General features: G+C 74.5%; 14 protein-coding genes. 9 read left to right on the top strand and 5 right to left on the bottom strand.

Annotated elements, in window-relative coordinates:
* The first annotated feature begins 3 nt into the window (after nucleotides 1-3).
* The 3 genes from C5N14_RS08800 (at nucleotide 4) to C5N14_RS08790 (ending at nucleotide 7,672) form a co-directional block, all read left to right on the top strand.
* Entirely contained in the window at nucleotides 4-5,667 is a 5,664-nt protein-coding gene (locus C5N14_RS08800; RefSeq protein ID WP_117667350.1) for a non-ribosomal peptide synthetase/MFS transporter, read from the top strand.
* Nucleotides 5,664-6,956: a phosphotransferase gene (locus tag C5N14_RS08795; RefSeq protein ID WP_117667348.1), complete on the top strand. Its 1,293-nt coding sequence runs from the start codon at nucleotides 5,664-5,666 to the stop codon at nucleotides 6,954-6,956. Before C5N14_RS08800 ends, C5N14_RS08795 begins: the two co-directional genes overlap by 4 nt.
* A gap of 317 nt (nucleotides 6,957-7,273) precedes the next feature.
* Entirely contained in the window at nucleotides 7,274-7,672 is a 399-nt protein-coding gene (locus tag C5N14_RS08790) for a hypothetical protein (protein ID WP_243639330.1), read from the top strand.
* A 171-nt stretch (nucleotides 7,673-7,843) separates the two neighbouring features.
* On the opposite strand, the gene C5N14_RS08785 is transcribed toward C5N14_RS08790, so the two are convergent.
* From C5N14_RS08785 to C5N14_RS08765, 5 genes are all read right to left on the bottom strand, one after another.
* Entirely contained in the window at nucleotides 7,844-10,042 is a 2,199-nt protein-coding gene (locus C5N14_RS08785) for an FtsX-like permease family protein (RefSeq protein WP_117667344.1), read from the bottom strand.
* Nucleotides 10,039-10,710 (bottom strand): ABC transporter ATP-binding protein, encoded by a 672-nt coding sequence (locus tag C5N14_RS08780; RefSeq protein WP_117667342.1) that lies wholly within the window; start codon nucleotides 10,708-10,710, stop codon nucleotides 10,039-10,041. The genes C5N14_RS08785 and C5N14_RS08780 overlap by 4 nt, the downstream gene beginning before the upstream one ends.
* Nucleotides 10,707-11,231, bottom strand: coding sequence for a PadR family transcriptional regulator (locus C5N14_RS08775; protein WP_117667340.1), 525 nt, complete (start codon nucleotides 11,229-11,231; stop codon nucleotides 10,707-10,709). The genes C5N14_RS08780 and C5N14_RS08775 overlap by 4 nt, the downstream gene beginning before the upstream one ends.
* Before the next feature lie 364 nt (nucleotides 11,232-11,595).
* Nucleotides 11,596-12,015 carry a VOC family protein gene (locus C5N14_RS08770; RefSeq protein WP_117667338.1) on the bottom strand — a complete coding sequence of 140 codons (420 nt, stop codon included), beginning with the start codon at nucleotides 12,013-12,015 and terminating at the stop codon, nucleotides 11,596-11,598.
* A gap of 172 nt (nucleotides 12,016-12,187) precedes the next feature.
* Entirely contained in the window at nucleotides 12,188-13,126 is a 939-nt protein-coding gene (locus C5N14_RS08765; protein WP_117667336.1) for a DMT family transporter, read from the bottom strand.
* On the opposite strand from C5N14_RS08765, the gene C5N14_RS08760 reads away from it, so the two are divergent.
* The 6 genes from C5N14_RS08760 (at nucleotide 13,125) to C5N14_RS08735 (ending at nucleotide 26,861) form a co-directional block, all read left to right on the top strand.
* Nucleotides 13,125-14,531, top strand: a complete 1,407-nt coding sequence (locus tag C5N14_RS08760) for a PLP-dependent aminotransferase family protein (RefSeq protein WP_117667334.1) — start codon at nucleotides 13,125-13,127, stop codon at nucleotides 14,529-14,531. The genes C5N14_RS08765 and C5N14_RS08760 overlap by 2 nt on opposite strands.
* 170 nt (nucleotides 14,532-14,701) lie before the next feature.
* Entirely contained in the window at nucleotides 14,702-15,577 is an 876-nt protein-coding gene (locus tag C5N14_RS08755; RefSeq protein WP_117667332.1) for a DUF4132 domain-containing protein, read from the top strand.
* On the top strand, nucleotides 15,574-20,364 hold the full coding sequence (locus C5N14_RS08750) for a hypothetical protein (protein ID WP_117667330.1): 4,791 nt from the start codon (nucleotides 15,574-15,576) through the stop codon (nucleotides 20,362-20,364). Before C5N14_RS08755 ends, C5N14_RS08750 begins: the two co-directional genes overlap by 4 nt.
* The gene (locus C5N14_RS08745; protein WP_117667328.1) at nucleotides 20,361-21,521 is read left to right on the top strand and encodes an AAA family ATPase; all 1,161 of its coding nucleotides are present in this window, start codon (nucleotides 20,361-20,363) and stop codon (nucleotides 21,519-21,521) included. The genes C5N14_RS08750 and C5N14_RS08745 overlap by 4 nt, the downstream gene beginning before the upstream one ends.
* On the top strand, nucleotides 21,505-25,035 hold the full coding sequence (locus C5N14_RS08740; protein WP_117667739.1) for a DUF5682 family protein: 3,531 nt from the start codon (nucleotides 21,505-21,507) through the stop codon (nucleotides 25,033-25,035). The genes C5N14_RS08745 and C5N14_RS08740 overlap by 17 nt, the downstream gene beginning before the upstream one ends.
* Nucleotides 25,032-26,861 carry a hypothetical protein gene (locus C5N14_RS08735; protein WP_117667326.1) on the top strand — a complete coding sequence of 610 codons (1,830 nt, stop codon included), beginning with the start codon at nucleotides 25,032-25,034 and terminating at the stop codon, nucleotides 26,859-26,861. Before C5N14_RS08740 ends, C5N14_RS08735 begins: the two co-directional genes overlap by 4 nt.
* Nucleotides 26,862-26,930: the final 69 nt, after the last annotated feature.

Raw genomic sequence — 26,930 nt, 5'->3', positions numbered from 1 at the left:
CGCATGTCCCTTGCACCGGACTCGGCCACCCGGGACGTCCGGCTCTCCGCGACCAAGCAGGCCCTGCTGGAACGGATGCTGCGCCCCCGCGCGGACTCCGGCCCCCGGGTCACGGCCCGGCCGCCGGACGAACCCCGCGTGCTGTCGTACGCGCAGGAACGGCTCTGGTTCGTCGAGCAGCTCGGCGCCGGCGCCACCGCGTACCACGTCTCGGTGGGGGTGTGGCTGGACGGCGAGCTGGACCCGGAGACCCTGCGGGCCGCCCTGGACGACGTGGCCGCCCGGCACGAGAGCCTGCGGATGAGCTTCCCGCCGGTCGCGGACGGCGAGCCGTCCGTCGCCGTCGCCGCCACGCTCGCCGTGCCGCTCCAGCTCGCCGAGGTGACCGCCGAGGACCCCGCCGACGCCCGCCAGCAGGCCCTGGACCTCGCCCGTGCCGACGCGGCCAGCCCCTTCGACCTGGCCGCCGGGCCGCTGGTCCGGGCCCGGCTGATCCGGTACGGCGCGCAGGCCCACCTGCTGTCCCTGGAGACCCACCACATCGTCAGCGACGGGTGGTCCATCGACGTGCTGGTCGGCGACCTGCTGACCGCGTACCGGGCCCGCCGGGCCGGGACCGCCCCGACCTGGCCGCCGCTGCCCGTGCAGTACGGCGACTACGCCCACTGGCAGCGCCACCACGACGGGGCCGGGCGGGGGCTGGACCACTGGACCGGGCACCTCGCCGGCGTACCCGCCCTGGAGCTGCCCACCGACCGGTCCCGGCCGCCGACCCAGCGCTTCGACGGCGCGACGCACCGGTTCGAGGTCGACGCGGAGCTGACCGGTGCCCTCACGGAGCTGGCCCGCCGACGCGACGCGACGCTCTACATGACCCTGCTGGCGGCCTACCAGCTGCTCCTGGCCCGCTACAGCGAGCAGGACGACTTCGCCGTCGGCTCCCCGGTCGCCGGGCGCAACCACCCGGAGCTGGAGGGCCTGGTCGGCATGTTCGTCAACATGCTGCCGATGCGGGCCCGGCTGGACGACGCCGAGTCGTTCGGCGGCCTGCTCACCCGGACCCGGCAGGCGGTCCTCGACGGGCTCACCCACCAGGAGGTGCAGTTCGAGCAGATCGTCGCGGAGCTGGGCGTGCCCCGGGACGTCAGCCGCTCCCCGCTGTTCCAGGTCACCTTCGCCCTGCAGAACTACCAGATGCGCGACCACGCCGCCGGGGCCGGCCGGGACGGCCCGGCCGCCCGGTGGGAGGTCCTCGACCTGTCGGCCACCCGGTTCGACCTGGAACTGCTCGCCGTGCAGACCGGCGACGGCCGGCTGTGGTGCGAGTTCACCTACAACGTGGCGCTGTTCGACGCCGCCACGGTCGAGGGGATGAGCCGGCACCTGACGCAGCTGCTGCGCGCGGTGACCGCCCGCCCGGACGCCCCGCTGCGGGACCTGGACCTGCTCACCGACGACGAGCGGACGCTCGTCGTCGGCGAGTGGTCGGCGGGCGCCGCGCGCCACCCGGTCGAGCACACCCTGCACGGGCTGTTCGAGGCGCAGGCGACCCGCCGGCCGGACGCCGTCGCGCTGGTCTGCGACTCGACCCGGGTCACCTACGGCGAACTCGACCGGCGGGCCGACCGGCTGGCGCACCGGCTGCGCGGCCTCGGGGTGGGTCCGGACACCCTGGTCGCCCTGCACCTGCAACCCAGCGTGGCGACCGTCGAGGCGATCCTCGGCGTGCTCAAGGCCGGCGGCGCCTACGTACCGCTGAACCTCGCCTACCCCCGGGAACGCCTGGAGTTCATCCTCGCCGACACCGGCGCGTCGATCCTGATCACCGAACGCGAGCTGCGCGACCGGCTGCCGGGCCACGGGGCGCGGGTGATCTGCCTGGACGACGACGAGCCGCCCGCCGAAACGGCCACCGGGGGACCGGCCGACGACCCGGCGCCGGCGGCCGGCCCCGGCCACCTCGCGTACGTCATCTACACCTCCGGCTCCACCGGCACCCCGAAGGGGGTGCTGGTCGAACACCGCCAGGTGGTACGGCTGCTCACCGCCACCGAGGAGCACTTCGACTTCGACGACACCGACGTCTGGGCGATGCTGCACTCGTACGCCTTCGACTTCTCCGTCTGGGAGATGTGGGGCGCGCTGGCCTACGGCGGCCGGCTGGTCGTCGTCCCCGCCGACGCCGTACGCGACCAGGAGCGGCTGCTGGACGTCCTGGCCGAGCAGCGGGTGACCGTGCTCAACCAGACCCCGGCCGCGTTCCGGGGGCTGCGCGCCACCCTCACCGAGACCGACCGGTCCTTCGCCGACCTCGACGTGCGCACCATCGTCTTCGGCGGCGACGCGCTGCACGTGCGCGAGCTGCGGCACTGGCTCAACCAGTACGGCGACGACCGGCCGGCGTTGGTCAACATGTACGGCATCACCGAGACGACCGTGCACGTCACCGCCCAGCGCCTGCGCCGCGCCGACGTCCGCCGCAAGGTCTCCTCGCCGATCGGCCGCACCCTCGACGACCTGCGCGGCTACGTGTTGGACCGGCACCTCAACCCGGTGCCGGCCGGGGTCCCCGGCGAGCTGTACGTCGCCGGCGCCGGCCTGGCCCGCGGCTACCTCAACCGGGCGGGGCTGACCGCCGAGCGGTTCCTGCCCGAGCCGTTCAGCGGGACGCCCGGCGCCCGGATGTACCGCACCGGGGACCGGGTGCGCTGGCTGGCCGACGGGACGCTGGAGTACCTGGGCCGGGTCGACCGGCAGGTCAAGATCCGCGGGTACCGGATCGAACTCGGCGAGATCGAGGCGGCCCTGCGCAGCCACCCGGCCGTGGGCACGGCGGCGGTGCTGGTCGACGAGGACGGCGGCGGCGACCGGCGGCTGGTCGCCTACGTCGTGCCGGCCGCCGACGGCGACCGGCCGACCGCCGCCGGGCTGCGTGACCACATCGGGCACAGCCTCGCCGACTACATGGTGCCGGCGGCGTTCGTGCTGCTCGACGCGTTGCCGCTCACCCCGAACGGTAAGCTGGACCACCGCGCGCTGCCGGACCCGGACGCGGGTTGGCAGGCGGAGCACGAGTTCGCCGAGCCGCGCACCCCGCACGAGCGGCTGATCGCCGGGATCTGGGCCGAGCTGCTGACCGTCGAGCGGGTCGGCATCGACGACGACTTCTTCCTGATCGGCGGGCACTCGCTGCTGGCCACCCAGGCCGTCACCCGGATCCGGCGCGGCGTCGAGGCCGACGGCGGCAGCGGCGCGATCTCCCTGATGGACCTGTTCCGCTGCCGGACGGTCCGCGAACTCGCCCGGCTGCTCGACGAGCCGGCCGGCGAGGCCGCGCCGGCCCGGCTGCTGCACGAGCTGACCCGGCCGATACCGGCCGGTGACCTGGTGTCGTCGCTGGTCTGCGTCCCGTACGGCGGCGGCAGCGCGGCGGTCTACCAGGCGCTGTCCGAGGCGATGCCGGCCGGCCACCGGCTGTACTCGGTGGCCATCCACGGGCAGGAGGCCGGCGGGTCGCAGGACACGACCGAGTTCGCCGACCTGGTCGACGGCTGCGTCGCCGAGATCCTCCGCGACGTGACGGGGCCGCTGGTCCTCTACGGGCACTGCGGCATCGGCAGCGCGCTCGTGGTCGAGGTGGCCCGCCGGCTGGAGGCCGCCGGCCGGGTGATCGACGCCGTGTACGTCGGCGGCATCTTCCCGTTCGCCCGCCCCCGGGGACTCCTGGAACGGATGTCCCGGCTGGCCGAGATGGAGGCGCTGCGCAGCAACCGCACCTTCATCAACCGGCTCGTCGGCCGGGGCGTCGACATCGAGGAACTCGGCCTCGACGAGGTCAACCGGATCATCCGCAACATGCGGCACGACACGCGCAGCGCGGAGGACTACTACAGCGGGCTGCTGGACCGGCGCATCACCAAGATCAACGCTCCGGTGATCTCGGTCGCCGGCGAGCAGGACCCGGCGACCGACTACTACGAGGAGCGCTTCCGCGAGTGGGACTTCCTGTCCGACACGTGCGCGCTGGTGCTCCTCGACGAGGGCGGCCACTACTTCAACCGGTACCGGGCCGCCGAGCTGGCCGAGATCGTCACCGCCACCCACCCGGCCCTCGCCGAGGACGACGGCGCGGCGCTGACCCTGGCCCGCCGGGGCCCGGACAGCGACTGGTGGCTGCACGGCGTGCACCGCGCCGACCGCGTCGCCCCCGCGGACCCCGCCGACCCGGCGGGCCGGGCCCCCGCGCCGGCCGCGGCCCGGCGCCGGCCGGCCGAGCCGAGCATGCGCCGGTTCCTCGGCGTGGCCAGTGGCCAGTTGGTCTCCCTGATCGGCTCGGCGTTCACCGCCTGGGCCATCCCGATCTGGATCTACCTCAACACCGGGTCGGTCGCCCAGCTCGCCCTCTTCGTCACGCTGGGCCTGGTGCCGGGCCTGGTGGTCGCGCCGCTGGCCGGCGCGGTCGTGGACCGGTCCCACCGCCGCGCGGTGCTGCTCGGCGGCGACATCGCGGCCTGGGCCCTCCAGCTCGCGCTCGGCGTCCTGCTGTGGACCGACACGCTCCAGACCTGGCACCTCTACAGCCTGATGGTCGGGCTGTCGGTGGCGACCGCGTTCCAGCGCCTGGCCTACGTCGCGTCCGTGCCGCAACTCGTGCCGAAGCGGTTCCTGCGGCACGCCATCGGCGTGGTCGAGATGGTCAACGGCTTCGGCACCCTGTTCGTACCGCTGCTCGCGGCCGGGATGCTGGCCACCATCGGCCTGGACGGCATCCTGGTGCTCGACATCGTCAGCTACACCTTCGCCATCGCGGTCACCGCGCTGATCCGCTGGCCGGCGATGCTGGGCTGGCACCGGCGCGAGCCGCTGCTCGCCGAGATCGCCAACGGCTTCCGGTTCTCCTGGGGCCACCGGCACCTGCGCGCGATGCTGATCTTCTTCCTGGTGCTGAACGTCTTCCTGGCCCCGCCGCTGATCCTGACCAGCCCGCTGGTGTTGTCCTTCGGCACGCTGGGCGACGTGGCCCGGGTGTCGTTCGTCTCCGGGCTCGGCGCCACCGTGGCCGGCCTGGTGGTGGCCGTCTGGGGCGGGCCCGCCCGCCGGCCGATGCGGGGCGTGCTGCTGTCCATGCTCGTCATGGCGCTGTCCTGCATCCTGGTCGGCCTGCGCCCGGACCTGCTGCTGGTGGCGGCCGGCGCCTGCGGGATCGCCGCCGGGCTGACCCTGACCACCGGCATCTACCGGGCGATCGTGCAGGTGAAGATCCCGCAGCGGTACCACGGCCGGGCCGCCGCCCTCAACCAGATGATCTCCTGGTCGACGCTGCCGCTCGGCTTCGCCGTGCTGGCCCCGGCCGCGACGGCGTTCTTCGGGCCGAGGCTGATGCCCGGCGGGGCGCTCGCCTCGACCGCCGGTGCCGTGGTCGGGGTGGGCGAGGGACGGGGCATTGCGCTGGTCTACGTGCTGGCCGGGCTCGCCATCGTCGTGCTCGTCCTGGTGGCGTCCCGGATCGACGCGATCGCCCGGTTCGACACCGAGGCGCCCGACGCCATCCCCGACGACCTCGTCGGCGTGCAGTCGCTGCACGACCGGCGCAGCCCCGCGCCGGCCGGGCCGGTGCTCCCGTCCCGGCCGAGGGCGTCGAGCGGCAGTGCCGGGGAACGACCGTGACCGCCACCGACGCGGCGGCCGGGCCGGTCGAGGTGGAGGTGATCGTCGCCTCGGCAGACCGGGCGCGGATCCTCGGCCGGCGCGCCGGCGCCGGTCCCGCCCTGCCCCGGCTGCGGCTGGCCTCCTCCTGGCCGCCGCCGAGCAGCCAGCTCCCGGCGGCGGTGGCCGCCGCCACCGGGGTCGCGGTGGCCCTGCTCGACCCGCTCGACGCGACGGTGTTCGTGGCCGAGCCGCTGGGCGGGGAGCCGACCGGCGGGTACGCCTGGTTCGACGCCCGCGCGTTCGGCGCCGGCACCGTGCGGGATTGGCTCGACCGGCCCGCGCCCGGGACGCGACCGCCGTGGTTCCGGCCGGGCTGGTACGCCGGCGCGGTCGACTGGATCGACGCCGTCCTGGCGCAGCGGGGGGAACGGCGGACGGGGCCGGTCGCCCAGATCCGGCACTGGACGACGTCGTGCGTGCTCTGTGCCCCGACCTCCGCCGGCCGGGTGTTCCTCAAGGCGGGACTGCCGCACCTGGCGCACGAGCCGCAGCTCGTCGGCCACCTGGCCCGGTCCTGGCCCGACGCCGTCCCCGAGGTGCTGGCCCACTCGCCCGACCACGGCTGGTGGCTCAGCGCGGACTTCGGCGCCCAGCCGCCGGTGCGCGACGCCGCCGGTGCCCTGCGGATGCTGGCCCGCATCCAGGTCGGCACGGTCGATCGGACCGGGCCGCTGCGCGAGCTGGGCTGTCCGACGGTCACGCTCGACGACCTGGCCGGCCGGGTGCCGGCGCTGCTGCGGCGCGCGGAGCTGTGGCAGCCGTCCGGGGCGCCGGACCGGGGCCAGCTCACCCGCGTCGGGATGTGGTTGCAGGACCGGTGCGCCGAACTGGACGACGTCGACCTGCCGCTGAGCCTGGTGCACGGGGACTTCCACCAGCACAACGCGGCCAGCCGGCCGGCCGGCCCGCTGCTGTTCGACTGGAGCTTCGCCGCCGTGTCCCACCCGCTGCTCGACCTCGGCGGCTGGCTGCACGCCGTTGGCGAGGCCGACGCCCGCAGGCACGTCGCGGCCTATCTGGAGGGCTGGCGGCGGTTCGCGCCCCCGGGCGTGCTGCTGGAGGCGTGGCGGGTGGCCCGGCCGGTCGCCGCCCTGTTCGAGCTGGTCAAGTTCGCCGACCTGGCCGAGCGGATGGGGCCGGCGTACGAGTTCGACTACCTGCCGATGGCCTTCCTCTGGGCTCGCCGGGTCCGGGACGCGTTCGCGGGCCGGGATGGGCAGCTCACCGGCTGGCCGGGCCCGCAGTGACCGGTGGGTCGGCGGTGGCGTAGGCAGTGACTGTCGTTGATTCGACAGTTGCCCGGTATCGACCCGAGAGCCGACTTTTGGCAGACTTCGCACCATAGGTGATGTTCGATCGGTCAGTGTCAGCGTGATCGTTTGAATCCGATCATTCACCAGCCTGGCCGGAGTGGGTCTCCGGTCAGCGTCGCTGATCCTCCACAGGCAGGCTCGACATCGCCTTGTCCGTCCGCGAGCTTCGCCTCAGCCGGCAAGCGCAACGAAGGGATCAGGTCTTGCGTCACGTCCGCAGGGTTTTCGCACTCCTACTGGCCATGGTGACCATGAGCGGCGTATTCGTCGTCACCACGTCGTCACCCTCGCAGGCCGCCGTCTCGTGCTCCGGGACCGTCAGCTACAGCGAGACCTACGGCCCAGGCGAGTTGACGATCTTCTACAACACCTCCAACGGCGGCACGAACAGCGCGTGCTTCTACCACAAGGGGGCCGCGTACGGCGTTGCCGCGCCGACCTACGTACGCGCGTACCGATGCACGGAACAGTCCGGCGAGGGGCAGCCGTGCACCGTGGCGGCCAGTTCCAGCGAGGACCTCGGCAACTACGCCTACTACGCGGGACCGCGAGGTGTCACCAACACCGCGAACCACTGCGTCGCCGCGGTCGGCTACATCGACTGGCAGGGCTCCCGGTACCTGATCAGCAGCGGACGACAGGGCTGCTGACCCGGGCTCGGTCCCGCTGACGGGCCTACGCCGCTCCGGCCGATCGGCGCCGATGCGGAAGGCCCTGCTTCGAGCCGCGGATCGGGCGAAGGCAAGCCACGGCACGGCAGACCTGCGGGACGGCTGGTGTATCTGGGCCAGGGCCGCGCGCAGGTCTGCCGGCGCCGGGGCTCACTCGTTCCGGGCCGCCTCCGGACCGGTGATCCGGCGCAGCAGCGGCAGCGTCGAGGCGATGATGCCCAGCGACACCGTCAGCCCGCCGGCGACCATGAGGTAGAACGACGGGCGCGGCGGCAGCAACGTGTAGCCCAGTTGCGCCCGCAGGAAAAGATGCGCGGCCAGGAACCCCATCCCGGTCGCCACCGCCGCGACGACGAGCAGCGGTACGACGGTCTCCAGGGCAACCACTCGGCGCAGTGTGCGTAGCTGCACCCCGGTGAGCCGCAGCATGCCGAACGGCCGTTTCCGATCGGTGAGTCCGCCGGCCACGCTCACCGCCAGGCTGCAACCCGCGATCGGCAGGCTGGCCAGCATGACCACGTTGGCCAACTGCTGGAACTGCGTAAGCTGCCGCGCGGAGTCGGCCTCCCACTCGCCGACGCTGGCCGGGAAACGTCCCAGCGGAAGCGCGTCGATCAGCATCGTGCGGGCCTGTTCGAACGCGGAAGGGCTGGTCGTGTCGACGACCACCGACAGGATCGGCTGCCGGTCCACCTCGGTCGGCGCGGCGCTGGCGGCGTCCCAGACGTACTCGTCGCCGGTCAGGCCGAACGCGCGCCTGCCGATGAGATCAGCCGGCACGGCCGCGACCTGCGCGCCGGTGGGGCAACTGCCGAACACCGCCAGGCGGGCGAGTTCGGCGCAGGTGATCACGCCATGCCACCCGTCCCGGTCGGGGTTGAGGTGCACGAGGGTCACGCTACGCACCCCAGGGATCGCCGACAGCCCGGCCGGGATCTGCTCGACGGCCGGGGCCGGTCCGTCCTGCGGCCAGAAGACCTTCGACAGCGACGTCGCGGCCACGGAATCGGCGCGCGGTTCGCCGTGGTTGGCGACGAACGTGGTGATCGCCCCGGTCGCCACGCTGGTCACGAACAACGCCACGATCAGCCCGCTGACGGACCGGAACCCCGCCTGCGGGTTGTCGGCCAGCCGCCGGCCGGCGATGAGCGTGGCGGGCCGGCTCCCCCGGTCGGCCAGCACCCGCGCACCGACCATGGTCAGCCACGGCCCCGCCAGCAGCAGCCCGATCAGGATCAGCACGAATCCGGAGAGATACGCGGTGAGCTGGCCATTGGTGCTGTCGGGCCGCCGGCCGATGAAGTAGGTCAGCTCGGCGAGCCCGGCGATCAGCGGGATCAGCCGCCACGCGCGCGGCGGGCGAGGCGTCACGCGCCGGCTCACGCCGAGCGGTGAGATCTGTACCCTGCGCAGCGCCAGCCAGGAGGCCAGCACCGCACCGGCCGGGATGCCGAACGCGACCAGCAGCACGTCGACGACACCGAGCGACAGGTCGGCGGCGTAGAACGGCTCGCCGGTGAACGGGATGGCGGCGAGCCCGGGCCGGAACGCGAAGAACAGGGCAAACCCGGCAGCGGTCCCGGCGGCGGCGGCGAGCGCCGCCTCGACCGCCGAGATCACCGAGATCTGCCGCGGCGTCGCACCGATCAGCCGCATCGCGGCGAAGCGCTGCTCCCGGCGGGTGGCGGCGAGGCGGGTCGCGGTGCCGATGAAGATGAGCACCGGGAAGAGCAGCGAGGCCGCCACGACGGAAAGGACGAGCGTCATGGCAGCCGCGTTGAGCCCGACGTAGCAGCCGTTGCTGCAGTCGCTCGGGGAGGTGGTCATGATCTCCGTGACCTGCTGGGCTCCCAGTTGCTCCAGCTCGGCCGGGGTTCGCCCGATGACGACAAGCAGGGACTCGGGGGAGGGCAGCCCCGCCCGGCCGATGACGCCGATCTCGCGGCCGGGGAGGCGGTCGCTGAGTTCCGCGGCCGGGGTGGTCCGCAGTAGCTCGCCGAGGGCGGGTGAGACGTAGTACTCGCCCGGCCCGGGCAACTGCGGGATGCCCGGCGGGACGGGCGAGTGCGGGCCGAGCGCCGCGACCTCGACCCGGCCGATGGACTGGCCGTGGTAGTAGTCCTCCCGGATCAGCCACCACATCGGGTCGACGGACGCGTCGGAGGAGGCCCCGGCGACGGAGGTATTGAGCCAGGCGTACCGCTGGTTCTGCGTGCCGACCGCGTTCATTCCGGCGAGTGTCGTCAGGAGCATGCCGACGCCGAGCGCCACCGCGGTGGCGATGACGACGAGCCGGGTGGCGGCCTCCCGGCCCCCGGACAGGGACAGCCGCAGACCGAACCGGATCATGACCGCACCAGCGCGTTCACCTTGCCGTCGCGCACGATGACCTGGCGGTCGGCGTACGCGGCCACGCGGGCGTCGTGGGTGACGAGGACGACGGTCGTTCCTTGCTCGCGGGCCGAGACGACCAAGAGGTCCATGACCTGTTCGCCGGTCAGCGAGTCGAGCGCCCCGGTCGGCTCGTCGGCGAACAGCGCCCCGGGCCGGGCGACCAGGCCGCGGGCCAGGGCGACGCGTTGCGCCTGCCCGCCGGACAGCTCACCGGACCGGCGCCGCTCCAGCCCGGCGAGGCCGAGCCGCTCGAACCAGGGCCGCGCCTGCTTGAGCGCCGCCGTCCTCTTGACACCGCCGAGCAGCAGCGGCAGCGCGACGTTCTCCTCCGCGGTCAGCTCCGGCACGAGCTGTCCGAACTGGAACACGAACCCGAAGCAGTCCCGGCGCAGGGCGCTGCGCTGGTTCTCGTCCAGGGTGTCGATCCGGCGGCCGTCGAAGTGGATCTCGCCGGCGTTCGGCACCAGGATCCCGGCCAGGCAGTGCAGCAGGGTGGACTTCCCGGAGCCGCTCGGCCCCATGATGGCGACGATCTCGCCCGGGGCCACCGAGACGCTGGCGCCCCGCAGTGCCGGGGTCTCGCCGAAGGACAGGACGACGTCTCGTGCCTCGATCGCCTTCACCCCCGCACCACCTTTCCGAGGGCGTCCAGCCGGGCGACCGTCGTGTCGATCCAGTGCAGGTCGGCTTCCAGATGGAACAGGCCATGGTCGGCCAGCATGACGTCGACCAGGTTGCCGCTGCGTTTGATCTCGGTGAGCTCCTGCATCCGCCGCAGGTGCGCGGTGCGCTGGATGTCGAGGTACTCCTCGGCGGGGCGGCCGAGCATGAGCGCCAGCACGACCTTGGTGAACAGCACCGTCTGCAGGTTGGGCTCGGCCCTGACCGGCTCGGTCAGCCACGACTCGACGTCGGTCGCGCCCCGTTCGGTGATGACGTAGCGCTTGCGCTCGGGGCCTACGCCCGGCTCGACCTCGGTCATCACGATCTTGCCGTCGCGGGCGAGGCGGCCGAGGGTCGAGTAGACCTGGCCGAACGGCAGCGGCTTGCCCCGGCTGAAGAAGTTGTCGTAGTCGCGCTTGAGGTCGTAGCCGTGGCTGGGCTCGCGTTCGAGCAAGCCGAGAAGGGTCAGGGGAACACTCATGCCGGGACCATACACCGGGTGTATACCCCGCGTGTGTACCCGGGGTGTGTGCGGCTGCTCCGTGGGACGTTGCTGGCGGGACGCCCGACCGGGTCACGGCCGGCGATCGGGCCACGGCCGCGAGGCATGGGTGTGGGCGTCGGGCCGGCCGGAGGCCGGGTTCAACCGTCCGTCGAGGTCGGACGGACTCCGCCGCTGTTGGCCGACTTCTCCGGATGGAACTGGGCGGCCGACAGCACGCCGCGCGGGTCGGCCGACCGGGCGCGGAACAGCTCGGCGACCTGGACGACCGGTGGCCGGCCAGGTCGAACGAGTGGCCCCGGTCGCCGGGCTGTCCGCCCACGACGCGACCAGGCGTGCCCGGTCAGCGATCCGGGGCATCCTCCGCGAGGTACATCTCGAGCTGGATGTTGTCCGGGTCACGGAACGCGATCAGCGTGAAGCCCGTCGCCGGGGTGACCGTGATCCCGGAGTGCGCGACGCCGGCATCGGTCAGCCGGGAGGCCCACGTCTCCAACTCGGCCCGGGTCGGCACGGCGAACGCCAGGTGGTCGAGCCCCGTGCGGCGTTCGTTGAACCCCGTGCCCGCATCCGCGTGCTTGTGCGTCGTCAACCCGATGACGACCCCGCTCGGGTGACGCATGAGCCGCCGGTCAAAGCTGTCGGTGTCCCAGGGAAACAGCAGCGAGAAGCCCAGGACATCGCCGTACCAGCGCACCGAGGCGTCGAGGTCGCACACGTTGAGCGCGATGTGGTGAATCCCTGAGAAGCCAGCTACCACCACGTCTCACACCTTTCGTAACCGTCGTGCCCGCCGAGCTGTAAGGGTGGATGGTACGGGGCGGGAGAGCGTTCCGGCCAGGCGGTCGCGGTGCCGAGGTCGCCGGTGCCGTGGTGGGTCAGCAGATCGCGGGCTGCGGGCTCGTCGGCGGTGAGACGGGCGGGGGCGGGCAGGGTCAGGACCGTCGGACGGCGGGTGCCGGAGCGCTGTCGCGGATGCGCTGGATCAGCACGACGCAGGCCAGCACCACCAGCGCCGCCCCGATCGAGGCGGGGGTGACAGTCTCGCCGAGCAGCAGCACCGACCAGACGAGGGTGAGCACCGGCTGGGCGAGCTGGATCTGGCCGACCTGCGCGATACCGCCCCGGGCCAGGCCCGCGTACCAGGCGAAGAAGCCCAGGAACATGGAGACCGCGGTGAGGTAGCCGAAGGCCAACCAGGCGGCGGGATCGGCGTGTGGGGGACGGGTCGCGGCGGACAGCACAGTGCTGGGCACGGTGACGGGCAGCGACAGCAGCAACGCCCAACAGATGGTGCGGGCACCGCCCAACTCGCGGGCGAGCGCGCCGCCCTCGGCGTACCCCAGGCCGCACAGCACGACCGCCGCGAGCAGGAACAGATCGGCGGCCGACAGCGCGCCGCGCACCGCACCGCTGGTGACCAGGAAGGCGAGTACGGCCAGTACCCCGCCGGTGCTCGCGACCCAGAACAGCAGCGGCGGGCGCTCGCCGGCCCGCAGCACCGCGAACACGGCGGTCATCGCGGGCAGCGCGGTGATGACGACCGCGCCGTGTGCCGAGGTCTGGGTGATAAGCGCCAGCGAGGTGAACAGCGGGAAGCCGGCGACGACGCCGAGGGCGACGATCGACAGCCGCCGCCACTGGCTCCGGGTGGGCAGCGGCGCTCCGGTGAGCCGCAGGTACGCCCAGGCCAGCAGCGCCGCGCCGGCGGCCCGGCCGAAGGCGACGAACCACGGGTCGAGCTGTCGTACGGCGACGCGGGTGGCGGGCAGCGACATGCTGAAGGCGAGCACGCCCAGCGCGCCGAGGGCGAGACCAACCGCCCGATCCGCCGTTACCGTGGTCCTGACAGTAGCGCTACTCTTGCCTCTCATGGGTAAGCGTAACTCGGTGACTCGCGTTATCCAAGATCTTCGCCAGCTCGCGGTGGCCGCGGAGCCCGGCGCGCGGCTGCCCTCGGTGCGGGAACTGACCGCCCGGCATCAGGCCTCGCCGGTTACCGTCACCGAGGCGATCCGGCAGCTGGTGGCCCAGGGCCTGATCGAGGCGCGATCGGGCAGGGGCACCTTCGTGGCCGCCCGGCCGGACGAGCGGCGCGCACCCGACCTGTCGTGGCAGACCGTGGCGCTCGGCCCCCGCCCGGCGGGGGAGGAGGAGATGCAGGCGCTACTGGCGTTACCTCCTGCTGGAGCGATCGCGTTGTCCGGCGGCTACCTGGACGCGGATCTGCAGCCGGCCGCCGCGCTCGGCGCCGCGCTCACCCGGGCCGCCCGGCAGCCCGCCGCCTGGCAGCGTGGGCCCGTCGAGGGCCGCGAGGACCTGCGCGCCTGGTTCGCCCGCGAGTCCGGGGGCGGGCTGCGCGCCGAGGACATGGTGATCTGTCCCGGCGGGCAGGCCGCGCTGTCGTCCGCGCTGCGCGGGCTCACCGCGCCCGGGGACACCGTGCTCGTCGAGTCGCCGACCTACCTCGGCGCGCTGGCCGCAGCCCGAGCCGCGGGACTGCGGGTGGTGCCGGTGCCCGCCGACGCCGACGGCGTACTCCCCGACCAGCTTGCCGCGGCGTTCGCCCGTACCGGCGCGCGATTGTTCTACTGTCAGCCGCTGCACGCCAACCCGCACGGCGCGACCCTGGCGGGTCACCGCCGGGCCGAAGTCGTCGGGGTCGTCCGCCACTCCGGGGCGTTCCTGATCGAGGACGACTACGCCCGCGACCTCACCATCGACGGCGAGGCCCCGCCACCGCTGGCCGCCGACGACCCCGACGGGCATGTCGTCTACCTGCGTTCGCTGACCAAATCCGCCGCTCCCGGGCTGCGGGTCGCCGCGATCGGCGGCCGTGGCCCGGCCGGCGCCCGGCTGCGGGCGGCCCGACTGCTCGACGACTTCTTCGTGGCCGGCCCGCTGCAACAGGCCACGCTCGAGTTCGTCACCGCTCCCGCCTGGGCGCGTCACCGCCGTGCCCTGCGCACCGCGCTACGCACCCGGCGCGAGGCGTTGCTGACCGCGCTGCGCCGGCAGCTGCCGGAACTCGTCCCACCGGCGGTCCCGCGTGGCGGTCTGCACCTGTGGAGCCGCCTGCCCGACGGTACCGACGACGTCGCGCTGGCCGCCGCTGCGGCTGCGGAGGGTGTCATCGTCTTCCCCGGCCGTCCGTGGCACGCCGCCGAACCCCCGGCCCCGCATCTGCGCCTCACCTACGCCGCCGCCCCAGCCGAACTCATGGACGAGGCCGTCGACCGCCTCGGCCGCGCCCTCCGGCGGGGCGCGGCACGTTCCTAGCCGCTCGTCCCGGTGCTGGCTGTGGGGACAGCCACTCGACGGTTTTGTCACTGATCGTGATGGATCCCGGATCTCCTGGGCTGTCCCGCGTGGCGGGCCGGCGGCTCCGTTCTTGTCGTCCGGGTGGGCTAGCCTCCGGTATCTTTTCCCGTCGAGCGTTGGATGTCCACATGGGATGGTCAGAGGTGGCGGGTGGCTATCAGGTCACTCTCCGCGATGGCGAGGTCGTCGCCCGTAATGCCAAGGGCAGGGAACTGCGCTCCCTGCCGACATCGTTGCGGGACGACCCGGCCGTGGTCGGGCTTCGGCAACTCACCGAGTGGTTGGCCCGGCACGAGGCACAGTGCCGCACGGACATCGAGCGCTGGATGGTGCGCTCGCTGCCGGTGCCGGTCGCGGTCCTGACCGAGGTGTGGCCGGACGAGGCGTGGCGCAACGCCCTCACCGACCTCGTCGTCGCGGTGCTCGACGACGACGGCGGCTGGGACCCCGACGAGGTGGGCCTGCTCCGCGAGGCGGGCGACGGCCAGATCGGCCTGGTCGACCTGGACGGTGACACGGTCCGCCGGGCCGCCCGGCGGGTCGTCGTCCCGCACCCGGTCGCGCTCACCGACCTCGACGACCTGCGTGAGTTCGCCGCCGACCTCCAGGTTCGCCAGTCCGTCGACCAGCTCTTCCGGCAGACGTGGGTCCGTGGGGCGGACGTGGACCCGAAGGCGTTCCGGTTCAGCGAGTACTCCGGTGGCCGGTACGGCCAACTGAGCCACCTGACGGCCCGCGCGACGAAGCTCGGCTACCCGGTGCGCGGCGGCAACGCGGTGTGCCGGGTGTTCGAGAACGGCCGCACCGTCGAGGCCCGGTCGTGGGTCGGCGCCGACGACCCGTACTACGAGACCGAGACCGGCGACCTCGTCTTCACCGACCGGCACGGCACCGCCCTGCCGTTGGGGACGGTCGGCCCGGTGGCCTGGTCGGAAGGCACCCGGATGGCTGCCGCGCTGTACGCCGGACGGATCGTGGCACAGGAGCAGGAGGAGGAGCAGTGAGCGCGGACGCGATGGACCTGTTGGATGCGGGTGCCGTGCTGCCGGCCGGCACGGTGGTGGCCAAGGACGACACGGTCGACACCCTGACCGCCCGCCGGTACGCCCACCCGGTGCTCGCGGAGCGGACCGTGGTGCGGCTGGTCAGCGGCACGCTGGGCGAGGCCGAGGACCTCTCCATGGAGTTCCTGGGCTTCGCCCGCCCGGAGCGGGTGGCCCAGGTCGGGGTGGTCCGCCAACAGGCGCTCGGCTTCCCGGCGTGGGCGTTGGTCCACGATCCGGCCAACGGGCACCACGCCCTGGCCCTGGTCAAGGAGATCGAGCGGCTGGCGCGGACCGCCCGATCCCGGGTCGGCCCGGCGAAGGACGGCTTCAACGCCCTCGGGGAGCGGCTGGCCCGGTCGGTGCCGCACTTCCTGCCGACGTTCTACGAGGAGGCCGGGCGGGCGTTCCTCGCCGCCGACAGCGTGACGTACGCGGCGAGCATGTTCGGCAGGGCGCGCGAGGCCGAACGGGCCTACGCGCTGACCATCGACGAGGAGCGCCAGCACGCCGTGTTCCTGGAGTTCGCCCTGGCCGGCGCGTTGACCGCGAAGGCGCTCTCCAACCACGCCCGGGACCTGGCGACGCGGTGCGAGCCGTCGGCCGCGTACGACCGGTTCCTGCGGCTGTGTGTGGAGCGCACCCTGGGTGGTCTCCCGCCGTACGCGGCGATGCACACCGACCTGCGCCGGCTGGCCCGCAAGGCCGGGGTCGACCCGGTCGCCACCGACGAGCGGGTGCTCCGCGAACTGCTGGACGCTCCGGCGATCAGCCGGGCCCCGGAGGCGTTCTGGGTGGCCTACCGGGCACCGTTGGCCCGGCTCGCCGCCGCCGACCCGGCCCTGCGCGGCCGGCTACTCGGTCTCGTGCCCGAGCACTGCGGCGACGACGTCTGGCTGGGTGTGCTGGAGGACGCCGGAGCCACGGCGGCGCTGACCGAGCCGGCGGGAAGCGTCCCCGCCGGGGCCGACTCACCGGACGGCCCCGCCGGCTGGCTGCGCCGCTTCGACGAGCACCGCGAGAGACGCTCCTGGCGGACCCGCAACCGGCACCCGGGGCTGCTGGCGTTGGTCGAGCGGATGGCCGGTCGGCTGAAGTCCGACGGTGCGCCGGTCGCGCTCTGCCGTAAGCACGACGGCGTGGACCTCGACCTGCTCGACACCTGCCTGGCGCTGGGGGTGCCCGTCGCGGATCCGGCCCGCGCCGCCCGGTACTGGGTGGAGCAGTGGCTGTCGGATGAGACCGACGGTCGGCGTGACCTGGTGGCGACCGCCGCCGACCCGCGCTTCCTGCCGGCGCTGCGGGAGGGCGTGGAGAGCCAGCTACAACCCGGCTGGCGCGACGAGAACACCGACCCGACGGCGCGGGTGGGTAAGGTGATCGCGGTACCCGGGCTCCGGACGGCCCTCCAGAGCTGGCTGGACACCGTCGCCGACGCCGTCGCGCGGCAGGGGCTGCCGACGCTGGACAGCCAACTCGACCGGGTCGGCACCGTCGCCTGCCCGGCCGGGTTCGCCGTCAATCCCGAGGCGGTACGCCGGGTCGTCGACCACGACCTCGGCCCCGTGCTCGGCCGCACGCTGCGGGCCGGTCTGCTCGACGAGTACGGCTGGCCCGCCCTGGAGTCCGCCGCCGAACGCCTCGGCCTGACCGGCGAGCAGGACAAGGACCTCCAGGTCATCGGGCAGTGGCCGTACCTGCTGCTCCGCCGCGGTGACCTGGTGCTGGTGGTCGGGCGCGACGGGGTGGAGTACGAGCACCTGATGCGGATCCCGGCCGACGAGCGCCGCTACATGTGGCGGCTGGTGCTGCGCTACGTCGACGGCCAGTTGCTGGTCTGCTGGGACCGGGGCCCGGACCGGGCCGGCTACTGGAGTGGCGCGCCGGAGGACGTCTTCACGGTCGCCGACGACGCCTTCGCCATGAACGCCGCCCTGTCGCTGCCCCTGCCCGGTGGCGGGCGCACCTTCGGCCGGCGCCCGCTGCGGGTGGGTGACCGGGGCGAGCGGACTGCCGGCCGGATCATCAGCGACGGCAGCACCTACTGGGTGCGCTCCGGCGACCAGGCGCCGCGATGGCGCGAGTACGACCCCGCGACCGGCGAGCCCGGCCGGTTCTCCATGCCGGCGTTCTTCGAGGACGGCGCCGTCGACGGCCAACCGTTGGACGCCGACCTGTCCTGGCTGCGCCCCACGGAGTCGTCCGAAAGCCCGCTGGGCCGGGCCGACGGGCTCGCCGGGTGGCGGGCCCGGCGGCGGCCCGACGGCGGCTGGGCCGGCGAGGCCGTGGACGGCCGGTCCTTCGCGTTGCCGGCCGGCACCGACCTCGACGCGAAGCTGGCGGGAGCGGTGCGGTTCCCGGGCGCAACCGCCACCTACGGTCTGTTGTCGGGTGGCCGGGGCCGCAACGGTGAGCTGCTGCTCTGCGCCGACGACGGCTTCCTGCTGGGGCGGTACGCGCTCGACGGCGAGGCCTCGACGTCCGCCACGGGCACCCGGCTGCTGCCACCGGTGGCGTTCTGGCACTTCCTGCGTCCCCGCGACGAGGCCGGTTCGGCGGCGCTGCGGGCCGTGACCGACGAGCAGGCCGGGGCGCTGCTGGCCGAGGCGGCCGGCCTGGACACCGCACAGGTGCGCGCCCTGGTCGGCCGGTACCTTCCGCAGCTCACCGCCCCGGCCCTCGTCGCCGGGGTCGCCGGCATCGTCGAGCAGGCCGCCGGGCAGGCGGCGAGGCTACGCACGTTGGCCGGCGTGCTGGCGGGCCGGGGGAGTCTCACGGAGCTGGCCGGGTCCGCCGGGGATCAGGGTTCCGCCGGTACCGAGGACGCGGCCTCGGACAAGCTGCTCGCCGCCGGACTGTCCGGGCTCATCCGGTACTGCTACTGCCGGGGGAACAGCGCGCGGCGGCTCATCGCGCGGGCGGGAGCAGTGCTCACCGGCGCCGTGCCGGTCCCGGTCGACGGGGTCGAGCTGGACGGTGACGTCGACTGGTTCTACGCGCTGGAGCTGCTGCCCGCCGCGATGTACCGGGCAGCGGCGCCGCTGACCACGCCCGACGTGCGCGACGCCCTGCTGACGCTGCTGGAGACCTGCGCCCGGTCCGGGCTCGTCGCCCCGGGCAGCCGGGTACGGCGGGCCACCCTGGTGGCCGACGGCACCGGCCAGCTCAGCCAGGACAAGGGGCAGGTGTTCGAGGCCGACGGGCGTCGGCTGCTGGTGCTCGATGTGGACACCGACGACCGCGAGGTCGACGTGCTCGAATGGGCACCCACCGGGCGGTTCGGGGCGGTGCCGGGCTTCCGGATCACCCGGGAGCGGATCCTCCTGGGCGGTGCGGTCACTCCGGAGCGGATCGACGAGTTCGTCCGGCTCGTCCGGGAGAACGGCCCGGTGGCCTGGCGCGCGGACCGGGCGCGGGCGTTGTCCGAGGAGGCGGGCATGGGTCACGCCGAGGCGGTGCTGCTGCTGGCGGGCCTGCCCGAGGCCGCCTGGGAGAGGGCGGAAGCCGAGCCGGCCCGTACCACGCTGGGGTTGCCCGACCCGGTGGCCGCGTCGGTGGCGGCCAGGTACTGGGGCTCCGGCCGCCGTCGGGGCGGCGGTGGCGGCGTCGCCGAACTGCTGGGGCTGCTGTTGCCCGAGGACCCGGCGGCGCTCTGGGCCGACGGGCCACGATGTCACCTGATCGTCGAGGAGTGGACCCGGCTGCGCGGGCGGCGCCGCCCGGTGCCCGACGAGCTGATCGTCGCGGCGCACCGGGCCAATGTGGCCAGCCCGCTGGCGGCCTCGGAGGTGATCCACGGCGTAGCCAACCCGACGACCTGCCGCTGGCTGGCCGGCTCCGTGCCCAGGATCGACGACGACGACGTGCTGACGGCGTTGACCAAGACGCTGCCGTGGCTGGCGTACCACCTGCCCGCCACCGACCCGATCCGCTCGGCGCTGCCGGTCGCCGCCCGACTGGTCCGGCAGCGGCTGGCCGATCCCGATTTCGCCGTCCCGGTGGGCCACCTCGACGGGAAGAAGATCCCGGCGTTGGCCGCCGCGCTCGGCGTCCCGGCGGTGGCCAACCCCGCCGGGACCGAGATCGGCCCGGTGCTGATCCCGCCCGCCGACGTTTGGCACCGGGTCCTGCTGCGCCCGGCCGGGCTGCGGGGGGTGGACGATCCGGTGCTCGTGGTGCTGCAGGCCCGCCTCGACCAGGTCGACGAGTCGGTGTTTGCGGCGCTGCGGGCCCTGATCGGTGACCAGGTCACCGAGGTGGTGTCCTACGCCGTCCCGGACGCGGCCGAGGGGTTCGCGCAGGATCCGACCCGTTCCGCGCCGGACCTGGTCGCTGCGGTCGGCGCCAGGCTCGGCCTGGGTGCCGACGCGTCGGCGTTGTACCTGCAACTGCTCGCCCTGCCCGACCCCACCGACCGCAACGTGGCCCGGTGGACCGGCTGGAAGCCGGCGCGGCTCAAGGCGGCCCGGACGGAGCTGGCCGCGACCGCACACGTCGTGGCGGCGAAGCGACCCCGAGCCGGGCGGTCGCTGTTCCTGCCCGGTGGCTGGTTGGCGCTGAAGGCGCCGCTGCTCCCGCTGGAGCGGTGGAAGCTGCCGCTGCTGATCGGGGACGAGGGCGGCGTCTCCGCCCTGGGCATCATCACCCCGGTCGCCCCCGCGCCCCGGCTGTTCGAACTCGCCTGGGCCCGGCTGCTCGCCGGTGACGCACCCCGCTTCGACGATCTTGTTACGGAAAGGCGCCGATGACCACGACCACCCCGGCGGTTCGGCAGGTGGATCCCGCCGAGCACGCCCACGCCACCGAGTTGGAGTTCCTCGCCGCGTACGACGACGGGCCCCGTCCCCCGGGCTGGCGGCTGACCCCGCGCGCGGTCGTCACGTTCATCGCCGGCAGCGCCGGCGGCGAGCTTGAGCTGCCGAAGGAGGCGCGCCGCGAGGGCCTGCCCCGCAAGCTGGTCATCGCCGCCAAGTTCGTCGGCGAACGGGCCCTGGTCGAGCGCTGTGTCGTCACCCTTGCCGGGGAACGGGGCCTGCTGCTCGTCGGCGAGCCGGGCACCGCGAAGTCGATGCTGTCGGAGTTGTTGTCCGCGGCGGTCTGCGGCACCAGCGAGCTGGTCGTGCAGGGCACCGCGGGCACCACCGAGGACCAGCTCCGCTACGGCTGGAACTACGCGCTGCTGCTCGCGCACGGCCCCAGCGCCGCCGCGCTGGTGCCGTCGCCGATCCTGTCGGCGATGCGTACCGGCGCGGTCGCCCGGGTGGAGGAGATCACCCGTTGCCTGCCGGAGGTCCAGGACGCCCTGGTGTCCATCCTGTCCGACCGCCGGATCGCCGTGCCCGAGCTGTCCGGTACCGCCGACGCCACCGTGCCCGCCGCGCCCGGTTTCACGCTGATCGCGACCGCCAACCTCCGGGACCGGGGCGTGTCGGAGATGTCCGCCGCGCTCAAGCGACGGTTCAACTTCGAGACCGTCGGCCCGATCCCCGACCTGGCGCAGGAGACCGCGCTGGTCCAGCGGCAGGCCCGGGCGGCGCTGGACCGGGTGCGGACCCCGTTCGCGGTCGACGACGCGGTGCTGGAGGCGCTCGTCACCGCGTTCCGGGATCTGCGCGCCGGGCGCTCGGTCGAGGGCTGGGAGGTGGAGCGGCCCTCGACGGTGATGAGCACCGCCGAGGCGGTGGCGGTCGCGACGTCGCTGGGGCTGGCAGCGGCGTACTTCCCCGGTGACCGGGACGTGTTGTCGCTGTTGCCGGGGCACCTGCTGGGCGTGGTCCGCAAGGACGACCCCGCCGACGGGGCCAAACTGCTCGGGTACTGGGACGGCGCGGTCCGGCGCCGGGCCGAGGACGGCGCACGGCTGTGGCGCCGGCTCTGGGAGCTGCGTGATGTCCTTGCCGACTGAGCCGCCGGACCTGACCGGGCCGCCAGCCGCCACCGGGCTGGTCGACCCGACCGGACTGGTCGATCCGGTGGTCGCGGTCACGGAGCTGGCCGGGCACCGCCGGCCGTACCTGATCGGGGTGCGGCACCACTCACCCGCGCTGGCGGTGGCACTCCCGCGACTGCTGGCCGAGTTCCGGCCCGAGGTGCTGCTCCTCGAACTCCCACCCGAGCTGGGCGAGTGGCTGCCGTGGCTCGCCGACCCGGCCACGATCGCACCGGTGGCACTGGCCGGGGTGGTCGGCGACAGCGGGGGACCCGCGTTCTACCCGTTCGCCGACTTCTCCCCCGAACTCGTCGCGGTGCGCTGGGCCGCCCGCAACGGGGTCCAGGTCGTACCCTGCGATCTGCCCCTGGCCGACGAGGCGTGGCGGCAGGGCGGGCCCGCACCGGGCGACGTCGCGGCGGCGGGCCGGTCGTTCGCCGACTCGCTGCGGGCGGCGGGCACCGGGCGCTGCGACGAGGACCTGTGGGACCGGTCCGTCGAGGCACGGGCGCCGGGCGCGAGTCCGGAGGCGGTCCGCCGCGCGGCGCTGGCGGTCGGCTGGGCGCTGCGCGTCGACGCCGAGCGGGGCGCCGGGGTGTCCGCACTCGACCTGCGCCGGGAGGCGCGGATGCGGCAGTGCCTGGCCGAGGCGGGCCAGCGGCGGGTCGCCGCCCTGGTCGGCGCCTTCCACGCCCCGGCGCTGCTGACCGGGGCGGGCGCACCGCCGCAGGACGGCCCGGCCACACCGCCGGTGGTGACCTCGCTGGTGCCGTACACGTTCGGGCTGCTGGACGCCCGGTCGGGCTACCCGGCCGGGATCCGCGATCCGCAGTGGCAGCAGTCGGTCCTCGCGGCCGACGGTGACCCCACCGCCGTCGAGTCGGCGACGGTGTCATCCGTGGTGGCCGTGTGTGCGGCGGTCCGCCGGGCCGGTCACCCGGCGGGCCCCGCCGAGGCCCGGGAGACGGTCCGCCTCGCGGTCGACCTGGCCCGGCTGCGGGGCCTGCCCGCACCGGCCCGGGGCGAGCTGGTCGAAGCGATGCAGAGCGTGCTGGCCCACGGCGAGGTGATGGGCCGGGGCCGGGTGGTGGCCGGGGCCATGGAACAGGTGCTCGTCGGCGATCGGCGTGGCGCGTTGGCCCCCGGCACCCCCCGCTGCGGGCTGGCACCGGCGGTGCGGAAACTGCTGGCCGGGCTGCGGCTGCCCGGCGCCGGCGACCCGGCCAAGGAGCTGCGGCTGGATCCACTCCGTTCCGATCTGGACCGGCGTCGGGAGATCACGCTGCGCCGGCTCGCGGTCTGCGGCGTCGCCTACGCCGAACCGGTCGCCAGCGAAGGGGTCGGCGGTGTCGACCCGGTCACCGCGCGCTGGCGGGTGGGCTGGTCGCCCCGGACCGAGGCGACGATCGAGGTGGCCGGCCTGCGTGGGGTGACCCTCGCCCAGGCCGCCGAGGGCGCCCTGGTGGAGCAGCGGCGGCGTGCGCAGGCCGACGGAGGTCCGACCGCGACCGCGGTGATCAGTGGTCTGGAGGCCGCCGCGCGCTGCGACCTGGCCGACCTGGCCGCGCGCCGACTCACCGAACTGTCGGTCACGGTACCGGCGGAGGGCACCCTCACGGAACTGATCATGGCGTTGGCGCTGCTCGACCGGCTGCGCCTCGGCCACCTGCCCGGTGGGTCAGGGTTGCCGGTGAGCGACCTGAGCGCGGTGGCCGAGGCGCTGGAGAGCGCGGCGATCCGGCAGGTCGACGGGCTGACCGGCTCCGAGGAGGTGACCGACGCCGAGGCGTTGGCCGCGCTCGCCCAGCGGGCCGACACCGCCGGGGCGGGGCTGCGCCTGGCCGACTGTCTCACCCGGCTCACCACCCAGGGCACGCCGATGATGGCCGCCGCCGCCGGGGCGGTGCGGGTCCTGTTGGGCCTGGGGAAGCCGGCCGCGTTCGGGCGGCGCATCGCGTCCTGGCTGGACACCGCGACCACGCCCACGGCGCGGCACCAGCTCCAGGGCCACCTGACGGGGCTGCTGGCCGTCGCCGAGCCGCTGCTGCGGGCCAACGACGATGTGCTGGGTGGGCTCCTCGACCGGGTCGAGACGCTGCCCGACGAGGAGTTCCTCACCCGGCTGCCGGCGCTGCGCGCGGGTTTCCACGTGATCAGCCCGGCCGGCCGGGACCGGCTGCTGGACGTGGTCCGGGAACGGCTCGGCGGCAGCGATCCGGCCACCGACATCTCCGTGGTCGACGATCCGGACACCCTGTTGGTCCGGCTGCTCGCCGACCGGGCGGGCCGGTCGGCGCTGGTCGCGCAGGGTTTCCTCGCCCCCGAGCCGAACGACCCGCCGGCCGACCCCGGCGCCCCGGGGCCGCCCACCCGCCGGGCCCCGGCCGGTGAACTCTCGACCGTCGACCGTTGGCGGCTCGTGCTCGGCCGGGACACCGCTCGGGTCCGGCCGGGCGTGCGCCGGTACGCCACCGCTCTCGACGAGCTGTACGGGGCTGGCCGGGGCGAGGGCGCCGGCGCCGAGGCGGCCGGACGTGCCGGCCGGGAGGCATCGTTTCCCGGCGTACGGCAGTGGACGGAGGAGCTGTCCGCCCTGTTCGGGCCCGGGGTCCGGGAGGAGGTGCTGGCCCGGGCCGTCGAGGCGGGCCGGCTGGACGTGCTCACCGAGCTGGATCCCGAGGCGGTGCGCCCCTCCGTCGAGCTGCTCCGGGACGTGCTCACCCTCGCCGGTGGGCTTCCGGAGTCCACCGTGGCGCGGCTGCGACCGCTGGTGGCCCGCATCGTCGAGGAGCTGACCAGGGAGTTGGCCGCCCGGCTGCGGCCGGCCCTGACCGGGCTGACCACGCCACGTCCCACCTACCGGCCGGGCGGGCCGCTGGACCTGCCCCGGACGCTGCGGGCCAACCTGGCCACGAGCCGCCGCGACGAGCGGGGCCGGATCACCCTGGTACCCGAGCGGCCGGTGTTCCGGACCCGGGCCCGGCGGGGGGTGGACTGGCGGCTGGTGCTCGTCGTGGACGTCTCCGGCTCGATGGAGTCGTCGGTGATCTGGTCGGCGCTCACCGCCGCCGTCCTGGCCGGTGTCCCGGCGCTCACCACGCACTTCGTGGCCTTCTCCACCGAGGTGGTGGATCTGTCCGAGCGGGTGGACGACCCGCTGGGCCTGCTGCTGGAGGTCAGCGTCGGTGGGGGTACGCACATCGCGGCCGGGCTGCGCTACGCCCGTTCGCTGGTCACCGTCCCGCAGCGGACCATGGTGGCCGTGATCAGCGATTTCGAGGAGGGATTTCCCATGGGCGGGCTGCTGGCCGAGACCCGGGCGTTGGTCGAGGCGGGCTGTACGGTGCTGGGCTGCGCCAGCCTGGACGACACCGGGCGGCCCCGGTACTCGGTCTCGGCAGCGGGGCAGCTGGTGGCGGCGGGGATGCCGATCGCGGCGTTGAGCCCGTTGGAACTGGCCCGGTGGGTCGGGGAGCAGGTGCGCCGGTGACCGGCCTGCCCGCGGTGACCGCGCCGGTGCTGGCCGAGGCGCTGGACGCGCTGCCCGGGCGGTTGCGCAAGAAGGTGGACGACGCGGTGGCCCGGGCCGGTGGCTGGCCGGTCACCGGCGGGGCCGGCGAGGTGACGGTCCAGGTCGACGACGCGACCACCGTGACGCTGGTGGCGACCGACGGAGTGGTGCGCGACGCCGCCGCCGCCCGGTGCAGTTGCCTGCTCGCGCCCAACTGCCTGCACCGGGTAGCGGTGCTCGCCCTGGCCCCGGTGGACGACTCGGCCCCGGTGGACGACTCGGCCCCGGTGGACCCGGCGCCGGAGACCGCCGGGCCGGCTGCCGTCGCGGCGCCCGGGCCGACCAGCGGTTCGGCGGCCGAGGCACCGGTCGGGCCGCCGGTGGGCGGAGAACTGACCGAGCGTCAGCGGGCCGCCGCCGACGGACTGTGGCAGGTGGCGGTGACCGTGCTCGCGGCGGGGATCGTCGGCTGCGGGGTCGTGCTGCGTACCGCCCTGCTCCGGGCCGTGCACGAGGCCAGGGCCAACGGCCTGCACCGCGTCGCCGCGACCGGCACCCGGGTCGCGGTGGGACTACGCGCAGCCCGGGCGGCCGAGCCGCAGTACCGGCTGACCGACCTGACCGACGACCTGCGCGAGCTGCTGGCCGTGTCGCGTCGCCTGCGCGGGACCGCGCTGCCAGCCGGGGAACTCGGGCACCTGCTGGGCACCGCCCGGCGTGCGTACGACCCGCAGGCCGGCCTGCGGCTGTACGGGCTCTGCGCCGTGCCCGTCGTGGCGGACTCCGGGTACGCCGGGGTGGTCACCTATCTGGTGGACCGGGACGGTCGGCTCTGGACGGTCGCCGATCTCGCCCCGGGTGATGTCGGGCGGGCCGCCGGTGCGGGTGACTCGGCGGTGGCGGTGGGCGAGTCGGGGCTCAGCCACCGGCAGCTGACCCGGGCCGGGCTGGTGGTGTCCGGCGGCACCGCGTCGGCGTCGGGGCAGTTGGGCACCGGACGATCGGTGCGCGCGGTACGGGCCGGCGGGGCCGGTTGGGCCGACGATCCGCTGGTCGGGTTGTGGGCGCAACCGCTGGCTGACCAGGTACGGCGGGCCTTCGCCGCGTCGGCGCTGCCGGTGCCGGAGCGGCCCGCCGGTGCCGACCTGCTCTTCCTGACCGTGCGCGTGCTGGGTACGCACGAGAACACCGTCCTGGCCGCCACCGGAGACGGTGGGGTCTTGACGTTGACCGTCGCCGACGAGCACGCCGAACTGGCCCACCGTCACAACCTGCGACTGCTGGGGCAGGCGGTGGGGGTAGAACTGCGCCTGGTGGGCCGGCTCGATCCGACCCGACGGGCGACGGTGCAGGCGCTCGCCGTCGCGCCGGTACCCGCCAGCGGGCCCGGGCTCGGCCTGCCGGAGAGCTGGGCGGGGCACGTCGACCTCGGCTACGACCGGCTGCACCACAGCCAGCTCAGGACGGCAGGTGAGCCGGCGTCGACGCCGGTCGGCGGTCAGCGCCCGGGCACCGGCGATCCGGCGCTGCGCCTGCTGCGCCGGCACCTGGAGCGGGTCATCTCGGGCGGGCGGGCGGTCCAGGCACTGGCCGACTCCTCGCAGCGCGGACTGCGTCGGGCCCGCCTGGATCTCGGCGCGTACCTGCTCGGGGCGATGAGCGTCGCGGCCCGGGCCCGTCCACGGGACCCGTTCGGCCGGGTCACCGACGACGACGGGCAGGCGTTCGCGGAGTCCTGGCTGGCGTTGGCGGTCTACGAGGAGGCGGCGTCCCGTGCCCTCGCCGAGGCGTCCTGGCTGCCCTGACGGCCGGGTCGGTCGACGTCGCGCTTCGTCATCGTCGAACGTGGGACAGCGCCGGCTGACGACGGCCCG

Source organism: Micromonospora sp. MW-13 (assembly GCF_003434305.1).
Taxonomy (GTDB): Bacteria; Actinomycetota; Actinomycetes; order Mycobacteriales; family Micromonosporaceae; genus Micromonospora.
This window is presented reverse-complemented; position numbering and strand designations above follow the sequence as displayed.

Bases quoted from the DNA above. Each gene is read 5' to 3' on its own strand.
- C5N14_RS08800 (WP_117667350.1), top strand. From the start codon at position 4: ATGTCCCTTGCACCGGACTCGGCCACCCGGGACGTCCGGCTCTCCGCG.
- C5N14_RS08790 (WP_243639330.1), top strand. From the start codon at position 7,274: ATGAGCGGCGTATTCGTCGTCACCACGTCGTCACCCTCGCAGGCCGCC.
- C5N14_RS08785 (WP_117667344.1), bottom strand. From the start codon at position 10,042: ATGATCCGGTTCGGTCTGCGGCTGTCCCTGTCCGGGGGCCGGGAGGCC.
- C5N14_RS08775 (WP_117667340.1), bottom strand. From the start codon at position 11,231: ATGAGTGTTCCCCTGACCCTTCTCGGCTTGCTCGAACGCGAGCCCAGC.
- C5N14_RS08760 (WP_117667334.1), top strand. From the start codon at position 13,125: ATGGGTAAGCGTAACTCGGTGACTCGCGTTATCCAAGATCTTCGCCAG.
- C5N14_RS08765 (WP_117667336.1), bottom strand. From the start codon at position 13,126: ATGAGAGGCAAGAGTAGCGCTACTGTCAGGACCACGGTAACGGCGGAT.
- C5N14_RS08755 (WP_117667332.1), top strand. From the start codon at position 14,702: ATGGGATGGTCAGAGGTGGCGGGTGGCTATCAGGTCACTCTCCGCGAT.
- C5N14_RS08745 (WP_117667328.1), top strand. From the start codon at position 20,361: ATGACCACGACCACCCCGGCGGTTCGGCAGGTGGATCCCGCCGAGCAC.
- C5N14_RS08740 (WP_117667739.1), top strand. From the start codon at position 21,505: ATGTCCTTGCCGACTGAGCCGCCGGACCTGACCGGGCCGCCAGCCGCC.